11 protein-coding genes are annotated in these 16953 nt (G+C 44.0%); 4 read left to right on the top strand and 7 right to left on the bottom strand.

What is annotated here, in order from left to right; all coding sequences use genetic code 11:
* Positions 1–262 precede the first annotated feature (262 nt).
* The 6 genes from QL982_RS06195 to QL982_RS06170 all read right to left on the bottom strand — a co-directional run bounded on the left by QL982_RS06195 (position 263) and on the right by QL982_RS06170 (position 7801).
* Positions 263–2341, bottom strand: coding sequence for a hypothetical protein (locus tag QL982_RS06195; RefSeq protein WP_290163992.1), 2079 nt, complete (start codon positions 2339–2341; stop codon positions 263–265).
* A 486-nt stretch (positions 2342–2827) separates the two neighbouring features.
* On the bottom strand, positions 2828–3484 hold the full coding sequence (locus tag QL982_RS06190; RefSeq protein ID WP_290163990.1) for an OB-fold-containig protein: 657 nt from the start codon (positions 3482–3484) through the stop codon (positions 2828–2830).
* Between the two features lie 148 nt (positions 3485–3632).
* The gene (locus QL982_RS06185; protein WP_290163989.1) at positions 3633–4667 is read right to left on the bottom strand and encodes a Xaa-Pro aminopeptidase; all 1035 of its coding nucleotides are present in this window, start codon (positions 4665–4667) and stop codon (positions 3633–3635) included.
* 277 nt (positions 4668–4944) lie between these two features.
* Positions 4945–5430: an META domain-containing protein gene (locus QL982_RS06180; RefSeq protein WP_290163987.1), complete on the bottom strand. Its 486-nt coding sequence runs from the start codon at positions 5428–5430 to the stop codon at positions 4945–4947.
* A gap of 146 nt (positions 5431–5576) precedes the next feature.
* A complete protein-coding gene (locus tag QL982_RS06175; protein ID WP_290190235.1) occupies positions 5577–6695 on the bottom strand; it encodes a lipase secretion chaperone in 1119 nt (372 codons plus the stop codon).
* Positions 6696–6724: 29 nt separating this feature from the next.
* Entirely contained in the window at positions 6725–7801 is a 1077-nt protein-coding gene (locus QL982_RS06170) for a triacylglycerol lipase (protein ID WP_290190234.1), read from the bottom strand.
* A gap of 294 nt (positions 7802–8095) precedes the next feature.
* Here QL982_RS06170 and map point away from each other — a divergent pair, with 294 nt between their 5' ends.
* Positions 8096–8890 (top strand): type I methionyl aminopeptidase, encoded by a 795-nt coding sequence (map, locus tag QL982_RS06165; RefSeq protein ID WP_290190233.1) that lies wholly within the window; start codon positions 8096–8098, stop codon positions 8888–8890.
* A gap of 761 nt (positions 8891–9651) precedes the next feature.
* Positions 9652–12408 carry a [protein-PII] uridylyltransferase gene (gene glnD / locus QL982_RS06160; RefSeq protein ID WP_290190232.1) on the top strand — a complete coding sequence of 919 codons (2757 nt, stop codon included), beginning with the start codon at positions 9652–9654 and terminating at the stop codon, positions 12406–12408.
* Positions 12409–12489: 81 nt separating this feature from the next.
* Here the strand turns inward: glnD and QL982_RS06155 are convergent, their stop codons facing one another.
* On the bottom strand, positions 12490–13161 hold the full coding sequence (locus QL982_RS06155; protein WP_290163980.1) for a hypothetical protein: 672 nt from the start codon (positions 13159–13161) through the stop codon (positions 12490–12492).
* 259 nt (positions 13162–13420) lie between these two features.
* On the opposite strand from QL982_RS06155, the gene dapC reads away from it, so the two are divergent.
* The gene (gene dapC / locus QL982_RS06150; protein WP_290163979.1) at positions 13421–14650 is read left to right on the top strand and encodes a succinyldiaminopimelate transaminase; all 1230 of its coding nucleotides are present in this window, start codon (positions 13421–13423) and stop codon (positions 14648–14650) included.
* Positions 14651–14980: 330 nt separating this feature from the next.
* On the top strand, positions 14981–16948 hold the full coding sequence (locus QL982_RS06145; RefSeq protein ID WP_290163978.1) for a DUF294 nucleotidyltransferase-like domain-containing protein: 1968 nt from the start codon (positions 14981–14983) through the stop codon (positions 16946–16948).
* Positions 16949–16953 lie beyond the last annotated feature (5 nt).

Raw genomic sequence — 16953 nt, 5'->3', positions numbered from 1 at the left:
GTATTTACTTCATTGTAAAACCTAATTACTACTAAAAACTTGTTCTTTTATTAATTTTTTAATAGTGATTTTATCAGCACTGCTATTTTTTTAGATTAGCCAACTCATCATGATTCGTCGTTCTGAATCACCCTGAGTTAGCCAAAAAAATCTGCCGCCTAAACGACAGATTTTGTATTTCAGAGAATATTACTTATTCATACTGTTAGATAAAAACTTGCTTACTAATACTTGCACATTAAGGCTAGTCATTTAGACCCTATTAATAAGTCGTTTTATCATCATTTTTCTGGTTTGATTTCATGGCTTGACTGGCCATCACACCATTGATGATACCGCTCAATGTGTCTGACTTACCCGCTAGGCCATCGATGGCTTTACCGATAGACAGTGACTTGGCAAAGTTGTCAAAGAAATGCGCTTCACCGCCAACAATATCGATTTTGGCTTTCTGTAGCGCCACTGCCAATACTTCAGCATTTTCTTTCGCAATCTCTTTACCAGCGTCAATAGAAGCAAGCGCTTCTTGCAATGCTGTCTCAAGGCTCATGCGGAACTCTTCGTGCTCACGTGCCTCTTTGCTCATGCTACCCATGGCATTGAATTTCTCGACCAGACCATCTGCTTCGGCTTGGAAATGCGCACGAGTAACTTCGGCTTTTGCCAATCCAACTTCGCGTTCTGCTTTGGCATTTGACTCACCGCGAGCCGCGATAACTTGAGCATCTGCCATGCCTTTTTCACGCTCAGCTCTGGCGGTAGATTCACCGCGAGCGGCGATGATTTCTGCATCGACCATACCGATATCACGCTCAGCTTTTGCCTTGGATTCGCCACGAGCCGCGATAACCTCAGCATCTGCCATGCCTTTTTCACGATCTGATTGCGCTTCAGCTTGTCCAGTCGCTTTGATAACATTGGCTTTCGCAATGCCTTCTTTTTCTAAAGAAGCGGCTTTGACTTCTTGGATAGCCGCTTCAGCGAAGCCATGTGCTGACTCTTCTGCTTTGGTACCTTCGGCCATTTTAATTTTGGCTTCTGAATCTTTAGCAGATGCTTCAAGATTAGCAGCGGCAAGCGTGGTGATTTCGACGGCTTTGTGCTTGGCAGATAGCTCTTCTGCTTCGGCTTTTTTCACCTGACGTACTTTGATTTCTTCCGCATCAGCTTCTGCTGCTAGGACGCGTGTTTGCTTAGAACGCTCCGCTTCGCTAATTTCGCGGACTTCTTTGATACGCTCTTCTTCTTGCGCAACCGTTTTGTCCACTGCGATACGTTCACGAATGACGTTGGCGATTTCTTTTTTCTCAAGCTCAATCGCACGTTCGGCCTCGATACGTTGCAAGTCAACTTCACGCTCACGAGAGACAATTTCTAAATCACGAGCACGCGTCACTTTTTCTTCTTCGATGACGACTGCACGCAGACGATTTTGTCCTGCCACTTCGATTTCACGCTGCTGATTCTCACGCTGAATCGCCAAATCCTGCTCAACCGAGATAATGGCTGTCTCAGACTTTTTGCGTTCTTCTTCTTCAATTTTGCGAGTTTCAGCGGTTTCGCGTGCAATCACTGACGATATTTCACGATGCTGTTTGGCTTCGGCATCAGCTTGCTGACGCTCAAGCTCTAGCATCGCCTCTTTGGTCTCAACATTCTTTTTCTTAACGGCCAGCTCTTCGTCACGCTCAAGCTCGTTGGTAATGACGTTTTGGAAAGCCGTTAGCTGAGTAATCTTTTTGATACCTTCAGCATCTAAAATATTACTTGAATCTAATGACGCTTTTGGTGTTTGCTCTAAGTAATCAATCGCCACATCTTCTAAGACATAGCCATTCAGATCGTTGCCGATTTCTTGAACGATACTGTCACGAAACTCGCTGCGGTTTTCAAACAGTTTGACGAAATCAATCTGCTTACCAACTGTTTTTAGCGCTTCAGAGAACTTAGCATTAAACAGCTCGTTGACAGCGACTTTATCTGAGGCTCTTTCAACCCCAACCGATTTGGCAACTTTTAATACATCTTCTTCGGTTTCATTGACGCGTAGATAAAACGCGACTGTGATATCAGCACGCATGTTATCGGCGCAAATAAGCCCTTCTTTGCCGCGTCTATCGACTTCTAAAGTGATAAGTGAGATTCTCATCAACTCTTTTTTGTTGATAACCGGCCAAACAAAGCCACCATCAAAACGTACGGCAATTTTACTCACACCGTTGATAATCAATGCTTTGCCCTGCTCAACCTTGAAGTAAAAGGCTTTGAGCATCAAAAGTGCTACCATCATGAAAACAAACGCCAGCACCACAACCACGCCGACGATAATGAGTATGTCCATATCCATTCCTTTAATTAAAACATTCTATGGTCAATCCTAGATACATCAGATGCCCTGTAGGGTTCGCTTAGCCTACTCTATGTAGCACTTTCACTTGCCAACTTTGTATCTAACTTATCTTGAACCAACGAAAACTGAATTTAAAACCGTTCGTACTATTGCTAAAAAGTATCATTTTTAAAAATCGTGCATGCTTCTGGTTCAATCACTGTTTATTGGCCGTTATCGCCTGTGCATTCTGCGAGTTTCATTTGCACTAAAAGCGATCATGACGTACTAGGGCGTGTCCTCAATTCAAACGAGTGTCCTTTAAATGGGCTAAAAATAGCTAAATTTTGCCAAACATCGTCAAATAGTTGGTCAATATCTCGATGTTATCTGCACTATTTTCCTCGTTTGACGGCAATTTTTATCACCATTTTTAAAATGAAGACATGCCCTAAAAACAATGACAAGGAACCCTAATGGTCAAATCATTGATGAGGGTTACTTGTCTTTTACAGGGGCGACTCGATAGGTATTGGCTTCATTAAGATACTCTACCAACATCACTTTATCGCCTTGCTTTAGTACATCATCACCATCGTTATTATCTGAACGAATTTTGAGTATCAAGCCTGCACCGCCATCATTCAACTCTGCTTCGCCATGTTTATCCGTCACGCTAAGCGTGCGCACGACCGCGATTTTACCAATATTGCTGGAGGCATTGCGTTTGGGGATTTTGGCGATATTTTTGCGGATAGGTGAAATGATAATGCCTGTCAGCCACATAGAAACGACCAATACGAATATCAGTGCCCCTGTGCCAAAAACATAATATAAAATGCCAGTGTCAAAATTTTGATGCAAAAAACTGGTGTAGAAGTAGCTTAATAGCCAACCAATTAAACTGATTAAACTCAGAATAATGATGAGTGGCACGCCATATAAACCAAATTTTAGCAGAAGCCCAGAGACAAATCCTGGTGTGGTTAAATCAGTGCTTTCACCACCAGCATCACCAATATCTACCGCATCCATATCTACCATACCAAGTAAGGAGACAAGCCAATACAAGGTCACGAACATCACCAATCCTGTAAAGACTATCGTCGGGTACAAGCTGATTTTGGTGATGAATATCAAAAACGACTCTTGCATTACGTGCTCTCTCCTTTTGCTCACCTAATACGATGAGGCGCTGATAAAGTTTTATGTGGTTGCAATTAAAACCTGTATTTTTAGAACCAACTTATGTTGCTTTATAAATGATTATATATACATTCCATTACATAATATATAGGTATCCCTAACGACCCCATATCGGCGACCGTACTACTCCACCGTTTTGACCACTGATGGCATAGCTTGTATTGCCTGACAATGAATGAATAACCAGACTTCCACCACTTTGGTCGGTGACTTGTCCGCCTACATTAGCAGGGCGAGTGGGATAGACGACATAGTTGCCAGAGGGCGATAGGCGGGCGGGCTCATCCAGTCCTGTCTCTGCCAAATTTATCACTTGTCCAGTCGTCAGCGTCATAACAGCAGCTTTGCGACCGTTTAGGTATGCCATACGTTGACCATCTAAGCTTAACTGAGGACTGGCCACATAGCCATGCGTCGGCACAGCCGTCGCATGACCAGTGACGAAGTCATAACGATAAATACGCGGACGTCCAGCACGGACTTTATCACTGGTATAGACAAAGCTTTTACCATCAGACGCATAGCTTGGCTGCACTTCCGTGCTCGGTAACGTAGTGAGCTGTGTGGTCTTACCGTCGCTCAGACGCATCTCATAGATGTCGGCATTGCCGCCGATGGTTGAACTATAAAGCAGGTTTTGACCATCGGGTGAAAATGATGCCGACATATTACTGCCTTCAGCATTTACCACTAAGTTGCGAGTGTCGCTACTACGATCATAAATATAAATCTTTGGGTTTTGACGTGGCGCTTGTTTACTATAAGCGAGCATTTGACCATCAACTGACCACGCTGGCGCATAGATATAGCCAGTGAGCTGATCGATTAACTGACGATCGCTACCATCTGGACGGATGCTATACAGTGTCGATACTTTCGCTGTACCAGTGCCTTGCTCCTCTACATAAGCAATGTATCCTCGACGATCCATTACAGGCATATGCGCGGTCAGTGGATTGCTTTCGACGGTGCTGGTAGACGTGCTGACGGGTTTGCTTGGTAGCGTCTGACAGCCAGTGAGGACGGCAAACATGGCGATGGCAATAGGTGCTTTTATCGGCAAGCTACCTATCATTGGTGTTGGCAAGGCTGATGCAGCCAGGGTTGTTTTATATTTGATAGTTTTCAACATACAGTCGTATCCAATAAATCCTGATGATAAAAGTGCTGTAAATATCTAAAAAACGACCACCGATGATGTAGCGTTAAAGCCATTGCCACTGATTTAAATGACCAAAGATATTACAGAATCATTACTCTAGTGTATCCTAACTGGACTCGATTTTGGATAAAAAAACACCCCACTTGTTAGTGAGGCATTCTGCTTTTCAAGAAGGGCCATTTCAAATGAGTAGCTTCAATCGGTTAAGCTCAACCGAACTAACCGAACTTTTTACTCAATCATCAAGCTATTTAGAAACCGCTTTAAAATAAGCCACTTGGTCATCATTTTTGATAGTCAAAATAGTCACTTTTTTGGCGTTCTTACTAAGGTTATATTTACCTTGTACAGTGGCTAATGTGGCGGTATCAAAGCTTGCTTGTGGCTCAGGACACGCCATCAGAGTGCTCATGGCGTTTTTGATCGTTACCTCACCATTTACGACGCTATAGCCAGCACCCATATTGTTGCAGGTATTCATAAATGCCACGTAATCTCTACCGTTGTCGTTCATAAAATTTAACGTTAAAGGTTTGGCTGGATCAAAAAACAACTGCGTCACCTGATCACCGTTGCGGCGTTTGGCATCAACAAGCTGCCAATGATGTGCTTGCAAAGTCTCTGCCGTGATTGGCTGGCTGACTGGCGCAGGCAGATTCGTGGTCTGGCAACCAGCAGCAAGCGTACCAACTGCCAATGTTGCCACCATTATTATTTTAGTCATGTTTTTCATATTACTTTCCCACTTTATGCATTGTCCTAAACCATTGCAATATTGTGCATGACTTGCAGTAAGGTGTCATTATAAATTGGGTGATTACGCGTGATGCATATTCGTTCTATTTTGCAAATATCGTGCATGAGTCATGCTATTGATGGTTATGGCGTACTAGTGGCTTGCTGCTGTTGCAGTGCCGCATAACCGTCTAGGCGCTTGCGTTCAGTATCATTAAATAGTTGCTGTTCAAGCTGATTTATTTGAACTTGCGCTTGGGTTTGATCCACACTCTGACTTAATAAGCGCTGTTTTTGTGTTTCATATTGGGTGAAGCGTTGGTCAAAATTGGCATCCTCTCGGTCTACTTGCGCCAGTCTCTCTGCTGCTGGTGCGCCTACCAGCTCTCGGCGCATATTATATAGTGCCTCAGGCGTTGCACCACGAGCTTTCATCTGTTCGGTACGAGCCATTAATTCACCAAGATTGGCCTGTTGCATAATACTGTCTTTAGTAGCATTGTTTGGCAGGCGACTGATGTAATTTTTCCTAGCAGCTTGCTTTTGTGCGTCAGACATTTGCTTGTTTTGGTTGATTTTGACCATTTCTATACTATAGTCGTCGTAATCATCTTCTGCGCCAAAGAATGCTGTGATGGTTGGCTTGTCGAAGTACTGCTGACGTAAGTTGGCGACATCTTGTCTTTGCTGAGTGACTGCGTTCAAATCCAGCTCACCGCTTTTTGTTGCTTGTAATTGTAGGTTTCCATAACGCTTTTCTATCTCGGGAAGTGCTTTAAGATACGCCACATACTGATTGAATATAGCGACCGCTTGGCTGGCGGCAGGCTCTGGTGTGTGCTGGCGAATGTAACTCTCAACACGCTCAAATATAACGGCTTCCTCCTCCTCGCCTAGCGCTGATAAAAAATAATCGAATAAACGCCGTAATCCTTCCGTCACGACCAACTGTTTGTTTTCATCAATGATGATGTCACCGTCCACTTGCGTACCCTTTAATGAGCGTGGCAAATCTTCCAATCCTGTGACAAATGTCGACTGGCTTGACGTCGTCGTCGCTTGTGCTGTTTGACCAGTCACCAACTCCGTTGACAGTGAGGCATTATCTTCACTATTTATAACAGCAGGCAAGGTTTGAGTGGCATTGGTATCTTTTTTATCATCTCCGTCAGGTTTGAACCACAGAATAACCGCTGCCGTGACGATGATGATCACGGCGATGATAGCGATTGACACATAGATAGCACGGCGATTATTCGACATAAATGGGCGTTCTTATTTTACGATTTGGTTTACAGGTTGGCGTTTTTTAGACGGTTGACTTGAGTACGATAGATAGACTTTGGCTCAGACTCTCCCCATGCAGTCAAACCTAGCACTTGATCGGCTGAATCCAAATGGTTCATTCTATAATCATCACGAATCACATAACCAAGACGACTTGAGCAAGCAGATACCAACCCATCATTAGACTCGCCTGCAAATGGTACGCCTGTTGCTACCAATAGATAATCACTAGGATCAAGGACACTGGTGACTTGTCCGACACCACTAAACGAATAGTATTTGACGCCATTGACGGCCGTACTAGTCGGTTGACCACAATAACTGTTTGGCATGGCAGCAGGGAATTTGGCATTAAAACGCGCGGCGCCATCGGTCGATAGTGCCACGAGTGCTTTCCAGCCATCTTGCTGTTGAATTTGATGAATACTGATACCCGAACCAATATCTGTAAAGCCACCAATCAGATTGAACACCCCTGAGACTAGCTGTGTGGTGAGATTTGAGGGCTCTCCTGTAGAATTGTTTGGCTCAAGAGTATTTTTGATGAAATCAGCCGTTTTTGACCCTTGCTCTGGGCTTGAAACTGCCGTTACAGAGGCCACATAATTTGGTGCCACACCAGCGACATAGCGAATATCTATACCGCCTTGACTGTGGCCAAACAAGTTAACTTTGGATTCGCCTGAAATGGCCGCGATGGTTTTGATTTGTTGTAGCAGCTGCTCACCACGAACCTCGCTGTTATTCGCTGCTGACGTTTTGGTGGTGTACACCTCTGAGCCGCCTTTCATCAACTCTTTAGGAATACCATTGAAATAGTCAATGACACCAAATAGCGTCGTGAAACCACCAAGCCCATGAGCCATAACGACTGGATACTGAGTTTTGGTATAATTAGAAGTGAAGTATTTACTATCAACCAGCTTGCAGCCATTAGCATTGGCACAATTATAATACTGGCCTGCCGCTTGAGCAGAAGTGGTTTGCATCGTCATTAAAAGAAGTGCGGTGCTAATGGAACCCAGTATAGGTACAAATGATTTGGGGGTAAGAGCGGCGCGAATAGACAAAGAAAGCGTCATAACAACATCCTTGTTATCATTGAATTTGGTTATCCTTACTACCTAAAGGCGGTAAAGATTGCTGCTAATTCCTTTAGCAGTCAAAATTACATTACTTATATATCCTGTAACATTCAACTAATTTGTCAAAATATGAATATATTAGTCTGACTCATGAGTCATATACGCCATAACCACGCTGTAAAGCAACTTTTATCAATAATAACGATAGATTCGCTATTACTTAACGTCAAAGTGTCACCAGTACGTTTATGCTATAATTCAATCATTAACTCCATAACTATAAGTAAGATAATGATGACTAAAAAATCGCTTATCCAGTCCCCAGAAGCCATAGAAAAAATGCGCGTGGCCGGTAAACTTGCTAGTGATGTCCTTGTCATGCTCGATGAGTATGTCAAAGTGGGCGTCAGTACCGAAGCACTGAACCAAATCGCTCATGATTATATCGTCAATGTGCAGCAAGCCATCCCCGCTCCACTTAACTACAATGGCTTTCCAAAATCTATTTGTACATCAGTCAACCACGTTGTCTGTCACGGTATCCCAACCGAAAGCAAGCTGCTAAAAGATGGGGATATCATCAACATTGATGTGACCGTCATTAAAGATGGCTATTATGGTGATACCTCAAAAATGTGGATCATTGGTAATGGCTCTATCATGGCGCAGCGTATTTGCAAAGTGGCACAAGACGCACTCTACGCTGGCATGAGCGTTGTTAAAAATGGTGCGCGTCTAGGCGATGTCGGTGCTGCTATTCAGGCCGTTGCCGAGCCAGAGCGCTTCAGTATCGTCCGCGAGTTCTGTGGTCATGGCATCAGTAACGAGTTCCACCACGAGCCACAAGTCATGCACTATGGCAAAAAGGGTACTGGTTTTGAGCTAAAAACAGGCATGACGTTCACCATCGAGCCTATGATTAACCAAGGCACATGGCAGACTAAGATCTTGCCAGATGAATGGACAGCCATTACCAAAGACCGCAAGTTGTCTGCCCAATGGGAGCACACCATGGTCGTAACGGACAATGGCTGTGAGGTATTTACCACTCGCCCCGAAGAAGATTTGAGCTTTTTGACACAGTAATACAATCAAAGATCGCTTAGGCGGTCTTTTTTTTGGCCTTTAATTAGGGCGTGTTTGATATTCAACCATGGCACTGACAGAGACTATTTTTTAGACAATATGCAGTGAAATTTTTGACGCCTAGTCATTCTAGGTTAAACAATTTCGCCATATATTGGCAGAAAATAGTACTGCCCTGAAAGGCTGATGCTAAAATCACCCCAAACGTTGTTGCAATCCTAGTTAAGGTCTCGACATTATCGTCGGCTTGTGCCTAGTTTGGTGCAATTTTAGCAATCAGCAGCCCTAATATTTGAATGTTCAACAGACCCTAGGGTGTGCCCTCAATTCAAACGAGTCTCCTCTTAAATGGGCTAACATTTTGAAATGAGGACACGCTCTGGCACATATCAAGTTAGCGTATATTGAGTATTGTGCTTATACGTGCTTTGTCTTTATACTCAGATGACCTGATAACTTTTATTAATATATTTGTTGGGGCGTGTCCTCATTTTAAAAATGGCGATAAAAATGAGATAAATTGCCGTCAAACGAGGAAAATAGTTGGTCAATATCGAGATATTGACCAACTATTTGACGATGTTTGGCAAAATTTAGCTATTTTTAGCCCATTTAGAGAACACTCGTTTGAATTGAGGACACGCCCTAGTACCTTTATTGATACATGCTATTCGTGATTTTGATCAGCAATCAGCACACTGGTTGCCCGATGCTTTTCAGCTCAAACGTTCTATTTCTAAACTCTTAACTGGATAACACTCATGTTTAATTGTGATATCGCCTCTGTTGATCTGACGCCTTTACCGATACTATCGAATGACATAGTGACTGACACGCCCCAACTATCGGCCAAACATGCGACAGACCAGAATCTACTCGGCATTCCTGAATGGTTGGCACAGATCAATGAGGATATCAGCCGTTCACTAGAGCGTGGCACCAATATTCGCCAACTGGTCGCCGCACGTGCTTGCGCTATCGATAGCCTATTGATCGCATTGTTTAAATGGTTTGAGTTGGATAAAACTGATTTGGCATTTTTTGCGACTGGTGGCTATGGACGCGGTGAGCTGTCGCTTTATTCAGACATCGATATTTTATTGTTGTCTCCTGATGAGATAGGCGCTGATGCCAGTAGCAAGATAGACAAACTGGTCGCCCTACTGTGGGATATCGGACTAGAGCCTGCGCTTTCTGTACGTAGCGTTAATGATGCGCTAGAGGCCGCGCTTGACCATACGATAGCCAGTGCGCAGCTAGAAGCTCGACTATTAATCGGTAACGAAGCGTTGCAAGACATGCCCGCTCAAATCGTCAATAAACAGTGGTCTCCTCGTGCCTTTTTTGATGTAAAAATGGCAGAATCCAAAGCGCGTTATTTACAGCACAATGCAACAGAATACAATCTTGAGCCAAATATCAAAACAGCCCCTGGCGGTCTACGCGATATCCATATCATCGGCTGGGTCACCAAACGCTATTTTCGCGTGAGCAAGCTATATGATTTGGTACAACAAAACTTTTTGACTGAAAAAGAGTTTGACGAGCTGAATTTTGCAGAAGGGTATTTATGGCAAATTCGACATTACCTGCATGTACTGACAGGCCGTAATGAAAACAAGCTGTTGTTTGACTATCAGCGTGAGATTGCTCAATTAATGGGCTATGAGACCCAACCAGATGACCAACCCAACGCTGCGGTCGAACGGTTCATGCGGGACTACTACCGCTGTGCCATGCAGATATCAACGCTGTCTGAGATGCTGACCAATCATTACTATGAAACGATCATAGAGCCACAATTGCCTGACGATGAGCGGCCAAAAAAACAACCCATCAATGCGCGATTCAACCGTATTGGTAACCAGATTGCCATCGCACATCATCGGGTTTTTGCGCAGCATCCTGATTCCATTTTAGAGATGTTTTTATTGATGGGTCAGCACGGTATCGACAAGGTTCGCACTCATACTCTGCGCGCGCTCAAAATTGCAGCACGCGGCATCGATCAGATATATAGAGACAACCCTGCTCATAAAGCCTTGTTCTTATCTAACTTAAAAGAACAAAACTACCTATTCCATCGTCTGCGTACCATGAATCGCTATGGGGTGTTGGGTAACTATATTCCTGCTTTTGCACAAGTCACTGGCCTGATGCAATATGATTTATTTCATCGTTATACGGTGGATGCGCATACTTTATTTTTGATTAGAATTTTGCACCGCTTTACAGACCCCATGTTTCATGAAGAGTTTCCGCTGGTCAGCTCTATTTTTCAGCGTATTGAGCGTAAAGAAATTTTGGTACTGGCAGCGATGTTCCATGATATTGCTAAAGGTCGCGGCGGTGATCACAGTGAACTTGGCCGTACAGAGTCGATTGAGTTTTGCCTATCACATGGCATGAGCTTGGCGGATGCCAACTTGGTCGGCTGGCTCACACGCTATCACCTTCTCATGTCGATTACTGCACAGAAAAAAGATATCTCGGACCCTGAAGTGGTGACTATTTTTTCTGACTTAATCGGTAACGTGACTCATCTGAATCATCTGTATGTACTGACCGTGGCAGATATGAATGCGACCAATCCACAGCTTTGGAACAGCTGGCGGGCAACCCTCATGAAACAGTTATACTCACAAACTCGGCGCATTTTGCGCGCTGATATCGATGCGCCGACCAATCGCCAAGATATGATCAGTGCCACACGCAAGCAAGCTTTAGCGATGCTAGATAATGTCCATAACCAACACATGAATCGCGATGAAGTATTGCGACTATGGGATGATTTGGGCGACGAGTATTTTTTGCGAGAGATTGCAGAAGATATCTTATGGCATACTGAAGCTATTTTGAATCACCCACCGATTGGCCTTGCGTCTAATGCTGATAGTCCACCATTGGTCGTTTTGCGTGAGCATCGCGAATTGGCACTTGATGCGGTACAGGTCTTTGTTTATACCCAAGATCAGATGAACCTGTTTGCCGTTACGATGGCAGTATTTGATCAGATGAATCTCGATGTGTTAGATGCACGCATTATCACAGCGACCCGAGATTTTGCCTTGGATTCTTACGTGTTACTTGATCCTAGTGGTACATTACTGGTCGATGAGGACAGTCAACAAGAGCTAAAACAACGCTTAATTGACTCATTTAAAGACCCTACCATGCTCAAGCTGACGAACAAGCGCATGCCACGTCAGTTGAGACATTTTGAAGTGAAGACGGTGATTAACTTTGAGTTTAATGAAGCGTCAGATCAGCACATCATGAGCTTGGAGACACTCGATCAGCCAGGGCTATTGGCGCGAGTTGGGCAAGTGTTTTTGCAAGAGCAGATTGAAGTTCATGCTGCTCGTATTACTACGCTAGGTGAGCGTGCGGAGGATATGTTTTATATCAGCGATCAAAACGATAAGCCACTCTCACCTGATAGACTTGAAGCATTGAAAGCAGCGCTATTAGCCAGTCTTACCGTTCAGAAAGAGCATAATAGCGTAATATATTTTTGATACGGCTAGATAGTTCTGGTTAGCCATTATTTTGAATATTAACTAGCAAAAGTATTCTGATAGTCATCATAGAAGTACGTTTTATAACGTGCTTTTGTACATAATCTCGCTAGCATGCTCATTCAGTTCATCATCAGCGAGGTCTGGTGGTAAAACGCCTACCTCGAGTGGCTGGTGCTCCATGATTAAGCGTCCCGCATTGACTTCTTTTTGTAGCAGACACTGCAAGCTTGCTAAATGAAACTGTCCGTTGAGATAGTCATCTAGCTGCTCTAAAGAGATCGGCGATTTGGCATGCACATCAGGATACAGACTGTCCTCTGCCAAAACAACCATCTCATTCAGCGCCTCTTCGCGCATCAGCTCATCGTTATCTATCTTGCATTGCAGTTTATTTGCCAATTGGCCTTTAGCAGCAAGCGCACTGACAAAGCATATGGTCTGTATTATAAACAACGAAATATATTGCCAGAGAGGTAGCGAAATACTGAATACATTATTCAGTAGCATCAAAGCCATCGCCACCAACACGTAGCCGACCAATTGCCACAACAACCACATAATCAAGCTGTTTTCGCCATACCAAAACATTTTCTTTTCTTGACGCTCGATCAGTTGTTGCCGCGCTTGCCACCAGCACTGTTCACGCTCTTTGAGTAGCTGATACACATCGGTACGCTGCAAACTATTATCAAGATTTTCATTATTGATATCTTTAGCGATGAGATCATCATTATTTAGCACACTAGACATATCAAATTTTCCTTAAAATGATCTACCATTTGTATGGGTAGTCATTTTCATAGTGTTATAAGTTATACATTGTGAAAGGTTTAAGAGACTTGTTGACGACCATCGAATAGGCGATCGTGCAATGAATAATCCACGCTCAATAGATGCACATTCACGATATAAGAAGAAAAGGACAAAAAATTAGAGAAGTGCTACACTGCTCTCATGTAAATTTTCTTTATAACTTTATTATCAATTGTCTATTATAGTTACCACACTTATGAATCACAACTTAATGTACCTGCACCCTTATCCTTTCGCAAAGATGGCAACGTTGCTTGCTGATAGCAAGCCAGCCGATGGCTACAGTGAGATTAAGCTAGGTATTGGTGAGCCAAAGCATGAGCCACCCGCATTTGTACTGGACGTCCTACGCGAAAACTTGGACAAAATAAGTCGTTATCCAACCACAAATGGCATGTTTGAGCTGCGCCAAACCATTGCCCATTGGTTAGAGAAACGCTTTTTTCTTAATCATGTCGATGCCAATACCCAAGTATTACCCGTGATGGGCACACGTGAAGCGATTTTTAGCTTTGTACAAGCGGTCGTTGATCGCGATGTAGCTGACACAGAGAGCAATTCTCTAGCACCCAATACATCGCCTACGGTTGTCATGCCCAACCCGTTTTATCAGATATATGAAGGCGCAGCGATACTGGCACAAGCAACGCCTTATTTTGTCCCGTGTACATCAGACAATGGCTATAAAGGTGACTTTCGCGAGGTACCAAAAGACGTTTGGACGCGTACGCAGCTATTGTTTGTCTGTAGCCCAAACAATCCTACAGGCTCAGTCATGACAATGGATGATTGGGAGTACCTCATTCGCCTGTCAGATCAGTACGGTTTTATTATTGCCAGTGACGAGTGCTATAGCGAGCTGTATTTTGATACGGCACCGATTGGATTGCTACAAGCCTGCGCTGCCCTTGGTCGCCGTGACTTCAAAAACTGTATCGTGTTTCATTCCCTATCCAAACGTTCAAACTTACCGGGTTTACGCTCAGGGTTTGTGGCTGGTGATGCCAAAATCTTGCAGGCTTATTTGCAATATCGCACTTACCAAGGCTGTGCAATGCCGATACCACATCAGCTGGCCTCTATCGCTGCGTGGCAAGACGAAAAACATGTCGCCCATAATCGCGCGCTATACCAAGAAAAGTTTGCCCTATGGATGTCTGAGCTTGGAGACTTGTTAGAATTACGCATGCCTGATGCTGGGTTTTACTTCTGGGTAAAAGCACCTGCACAGTTCGATGGTGATGATGAAATCTTTGTCAAAGCATTGTATGAGCAAGCCAATATCCATGCATTGGCAGGACGCTATTTGTCACGCGAGGTTGATGGTCACAATCCTGGACAAGGTTATGTCCGTATTGCTTTGGTCGCAAGTGTCGATGAGAGCCGAGAAGCAATCAGTCGTATCCGTAAACTATTAGGTGCTTAGGTTCAGTCAATTCAAAAAGCATTTAGTGAAGCTAGGGTAAATATCACAGTATCGAGAAGCCTCCAATAACCATTATATAAGTATGGTTATTGGAGGCTTTTTGTTTTATTAGGCCGTGTCCTCATTTTAAAAATGGTGATAAAAATGAGATAAATTGCAGTCAAACAAGGAAAATAGCGCAGATAATATCGGGATATTAACCAGCTATTTAACGATGTTTGGCAAAATTTAGCCATTTTTAGCCCGTTTAGATATGATCAATTGAATTGAGGACACGCCCTAGTGCTATAGTAAAGTCTCTATCGGAAATATGCCATCAAGGATGATGCCATGCCCCATCTTGATTTTAGCCAACCGCCCTTTGACGTATTGAGCTTAGCCGAGCGTCAAAGCATTAAAAAAAACACTCAAATACGCTACCTTGCCAATAACGAAAGCTTGCCTGCAGGAGAACTACAATGTCTGTATGTGGTCATCAAAGGGCAAATCGAGCAATCACTGGATGGTGAGTTTGTCGCGTCCTATGTCGGTAGCAATCACGCTGATGGTCTGAACAATAATGACTGGTTCGATAGCCGCCGCCTACCTGAGTCACTCAGCAAAGATAATGTGCCAGACAGTAAAAGCACGCCCATACAACCCTATCAGTTCCGAGCCAGTGAAGAGACGTTACTACTTCAAGTCGCTGGTGATGCTATCGATAAAATCAGCGCGCAAAATCATCTGGTACGCCAAATGCTATCAGACAAGTTGCCTGAACGATTAAAAGCATTGCGCCAGCGACGTCATAATAAAATGCTAGAGCCTGCCAGCTACACCAACCAACAAGAAGTACAGCAGATCATGCTACAACCAGTGATAGATGTTCATCTGTTGCCAGTGCATATCGTCGATGCCAATGACAGCTTGTACGAAGCGGCCCGCATCATGACCAAAGCTGGATTAAAACATGTACTGGTCCGACCGCTACATGGCTTATATGATTTGAATGACTTAGATGGCTCACAAACAGCGCAACTTGAGACAAAATTACTCTTAGGGATTTTGACCGATACTGATATCTGCCGCGCCGTAAGCGACAGACAAAATCCTGCCACCACACCTTGTCAACGCTATGCCAATTTTAACCTGCGCACGATCAAAGCCAGTGATGAGATTGGCGATGCGCTGCTGACCATGACTCGCTATCGTATTCATAGACTGCCAGTCATTGGTAAGAGTGGCGATGTCGTCGGAGTACTCGGGCAAAGCGATATGCTCGCTCACATTGGCCATCATTCGCAGCTGATTAGTATTCAAATCGAACAGGCACAAGACTTATCGAGCCTAGATACCGCTGTTGAGCTGATCGGTCGCTATATTCGGGCACAGCATCACAATGGTGTCAAAATCGGCAATATCAGTCGTATGGTACAGACGCTAAACGCGCAGGTATTTACCAAACTATGGCAGCTAATCGTACCTGATGAGGTGATGGCCAATACCTGCCTTATCGTTATGGGTTCAGAAGGTCGCGGTGAGCAAATCATGCGTACCGATCAGGACAACGCGCTCATCATTCGTGATGGCTATACACACTCTGATTTAGCACAGTTTGCTGATACTTTTAATAGCCATTTAGCAACGCTTGGCTACCCACTGTGTGATGGCAATATTATGATGACCAATCCCATGTGGCGACAACCGCTCAAGCAGTTCACTGCACAAATTGGCCTATGGTTTAGAAATTCAGATCCGATGCATGGTATTTACTTGTCTGCGATACTAGATGGTGAATACGTCTGCGGCGATGAGTCACTGCTTACTCAAGTACGTCAGCATTTAAAGCTTGCTCATCAACAAGCAGATCCTATGTTTGTCAGGCAGTTTGCGCGGGCAGCGCTACAGTTCGGTGATGTTAACCAGTGGTGGCAAAAGTTTGTCCCTTTACTAGGTGGTAAATCAGCAGCATCCGACATCGACCTAAAAAAAGCGGGGATCTTTCCATTAGTTCATGGTATCCGCACTTTAGCATTAGAGAACAATGTGCTCGATGTGCCTAGTACCAAGGCGCGTTTAAAGGCATTGGTGCAGATTAATGCTTTGACCCAAGAACGCGCCGATACTCTACTAGAAGCCTTGGAATTTTTTATGGCGCAGCGCTTGTCCGTGGCGCTCTCAACCGATGATAAACATGCACGGCAAGTCAATCCAACAACTTTGACTGCACTTGAGCGTGACCTACTCAAGGAATGTCTGGCTGTGGTCAAAAGTTTTAAGAACCAATTGCGTCAACACTATCAGTTAGAAATCGTATAAATGTG

Source organism: Psychrobacter sp. 5A.1, from assembly GCF_030407455.1.
Lineage (GTDB): Bacteria > Pseudomonadota > Gammaproteobacteria > Pseudomonadales > Moraxellaceae > Psychrobacter.
This window is presented reverse-complemented; position numbering and strand designations above follow the sequence as displayed.

Coding starts and splice junctions, on each gene's coding strand:
- QL982_RS06195 (WP_290163992.1), bottom strand. CDS start 2,341: ATGGACATACTCATTATCGTCGGCGTGGTTGTGGTGCTGGCGTTTGTT.
- QL982_RS06190 (WP_290163990.1), bottom strand. CDS start 3,484: ATGCAAGAGTCGTTTTTGATATTCATCACCAAAATCAGCTTGTACCCG.
- QL982_RS06185 (WP_290163989.1), bottom strand. CDS start 4,667: ATGTTGAAAACTATCAAATATAAAACAACCCTGGCTGCATCAGCCTTG.
- QL982_RS06180 (WP_290163987.1), bottom strand. CDS start 5,430: ATGAAAAACATGACTAAAATAATAATGGTGGCAACATTGGCAGTTGGT.
- QL982_RS06175 (WP_290190235.1), bottom strand. CDS start 6,695: ATGTCGAATAATCGCCGTGCTATCTATGTGTCAATCGCTATCATCGCC.
- QL982_RS06170 (WP_290190234.1), bottom strand. CDS start 7,801: ATGACGCTTTCTTTGTCTATTCGCGCCGCTCTTACCCCCAAATCATTT.
- map (WP_290190233.1), top strand. CDS start 8,096: ATGATGACTAAAAAATCGCTTATCCAGTCCCCAGAAGCCATAGAAAAA.
- glnD (WP_290190232.1), top strand. CDS start 9,652: ATGTTTAATTGTGATATCGCCTCTGTTGATCTGACGCCTTTACCGATA.
- QL982_RS06155 (WP_290163980.1), bottom strand. CDS start 13,161: ATGTCTAGTGTGCTAAATAATGATGATCTCATCGCTAAAGATATCAAT.
- dapC (WP_290163979.1), top strand. CDS start 13,421: ATGAATCACAACTTAATGTACCTGCACCCTTATCCTTTCGCAAAGATG.
- QL982_RS06145 (WP_290163978.1), top strand. CDS start 14,981: ATGCCCCATCTTGATTTTAGCCAACCGCCCTTTGACGTATTGAGCTTA.